Origin of the sequence: Streptomyces sp. NPDC057543 (assembly GCF_042801895.1) — a bacterium.
GTDB lineage: Bacteria > Actinomycetota > Actinomycetes > Streptomycetales > Streptomycetaceae > Streptomyces.
Map to the genome: position 1 here is coordinate 1 of NZ_JBHVFF010000507.1, position 2,299 is coordinate 2,299.

Sequence of the window (2,299 nt, forward strand, 5' to 3'; positions counted from 1 at the left end):
GTCGTCGTGGAGCCGGGCTTCTTCTGCCACCTGCAGGACGGGCTCGGCCGGGCGCGCCGGGCCACGAGGGCGAGCGCCTCGCGTTCCCCTACGCCGCAGAGGGCACCTGCCCTGCCCCCTGCGGCGTGAATTCGGAACGTGTCAGCGGTTGAACGACGAACCCAGTCGCGCGTCCGTTCCCACCGTCCCCAGCGTTCCGTGTCCGAAGCTGAACGAGCCCTTGGCGGTCACGCCGGAGGCCGTGGCCGGGAAGACCCACAGGGAGCCCGCGTCGGTGTTCTCGCCGGGGGCACCGACGGCCAGTTCGGCGCGGCCGTCACGGTTGGCATCGACCAGCCTGAGGGCGGCGCCGAACCCGTCGTCCGCCTCGGCCACCCCGGGGACGTTCGCCGTGTCCTGGTTGAAGCCCACCGTGCCGGTCCCGGTCGGGCCGGACACGGTGCCGGGGAGGACCAGGACCGAGCCCGCGTTCTTCTTCGTACCGATGTCCTCGTAGGGGACGCCGACGGCGATGTCGCCGTAGCCGTCCCCGTTCATGTCACCGATCGACAGCGACGCGCCGAATCCGTCGTGCACTTCGGCGACACCCGGGACACCGGCGCTGTCCTGGTTGAAGACCTTGGCCCGGTCGCCCCGCGGGCCGGTGGCGCTGCCCGGCACGTAGGTGATCATGCCGCCCAGGGCGAGCGGATAGTCCAGATCACTGTCGTAGCCCTCGACCGTGCGGCCCACGACGAGGTCGGCGTACCTGTCACCGTTGATGTGGCCGGCCGTGATGGTCTCGCCGCCCTGGAGACGGTAACCGTTCGCCCGGTTGACGACGGTGTACTTCTCGCTGAGGCCGGTGGCACCGCCGTTACGGATGAGGATGCGCCGGGCGTCGAACTCGTAGTCGTCGTGGACGACGGCGGCCAGGTCGTCGCGGCCGTCGCCATTGAAGTCGCCCGCGGCAAGGTCCAGGTAGCGCAGGTCGTCCATGTCCCGGATCTCCCTGACGGGAGCGGCCGCGCTGCCGTCGCGTTCGAACGGGCCGGACAGGATGTGGGTGTTGCCCATTCCCAGGGTGACGACGTCCAGGGCGCCGTCGCCGTCGAAGTCGCCGACGGCGGCCTTGCCGCCGATCTCGTCGTACAGTTCGTCGCCCGTCAGGAGAGTCGCACCACCCGACAGTCCGTGCGCGCCGCCCCAGATGACGGTGAGCGAACCGGCGGACTTGAACGAGCCGATCTTCTCCTTCGGCGCGCCGACCACGAGGTCGCTGTACCCGTCCTGGTCCAGGTCGGCGGAGACCATCGAGCTGCCGAACGCGTCACCTGCCTCGGCGGTGTCCGGGATTCCGGGCGAGTCCTGGGTGAAGACCTGCTTGGTGGAGGTCTGCAGACCGCTCCTGGAGCCGTACAGCACACCCACGTACCCGGCCTTGGCCTTGCCCCCGACGGTGGCACCGGGCGCGGTGAACGCCACGTCCGGGTAACCGTCCCCGTTGAAGTCGTCGCGTCGCGGGGTCGGGACGGGCACGGCCGCCGCAGGGGTCGCGGAGGCTGTCACGGGGGCCGGCGTCGACGCCTGGGCCGCGGCGGGGAAGGTGGTTACGGCGGCCGCCACGGCGATGGCGAGGACCACGGATATTCCTGGAGCGCGGGTTGCCACGTGAACTCCTTCGTTCAGGATGGGGGGTGTGCGGTGCGCCGGCACTGTGCAGACTCAGACCGGCACACGCGGCCGAGGGTTGTGCTCCGGGCCGGGGCCCGTCACAGCTCGTCCACGCCAAGGAGGTTGAGCCCTTCGGGCTCGGCCTGGCGGCCGTGCCGTAGTCGGTTCCGTGAGTGCCGACGAGTTAGGGCCGCCCGGCTCCTCCTTGACCGCTTCATCGCCGACGCCGGCCGCGTCGTCCCTCTGGAGGCGGTATGGGCGCACGGGGCCCTGGCGTCGGGGGACTGTCGGCCCGGGCGCAGCGACCTCGACCTCGTGGCCCTCACGGAGTCGGCGGTCAGCGACTCCACGGGACGCCGACTCAAGCTTCCGCGCAGCACGTTGATCGCGGATGTGCCGATGGCTGCGACGCCGCACTGCTCGTACATGGTGCGGTCGCAGCTCTCGGAAGCGGTCCGTGACCACGTGATCTGGCCACAGGAGCGGTTGTTCGAGCGGCCGGTCACGGCGCTCGGCCGAAAGGGAGTTGAGTACGGGCGGGCCGGCGCTGTATCGCGGATGTGCCGATGGCTGCGACGCCGCACTGCTCGTACATGGTGCGGTCGCAGCTCTCGGAAGCGGTCCGTGACCACGTGATCTGGCCACA

Annotated in this window: 1 protein-coding gene; it reads right to left on the minus strand. The window is 70.6% G+C overall.

Translation table 11 applies throughout. The features are described from left to right. Positions 1-141: 141 nt before the first annotated feature. Entirely contained in the window at positions 142-1,650 is a 1,509-nt protein-coding gene (locus tag ACFU8Q_RS40565) for a VCBS repeat-containing protein (protein ID WP_384464959.1), read from the minus strand. Between the last annotated feature and the right edge of the window lie 649 nt (positions 1,651-2,299).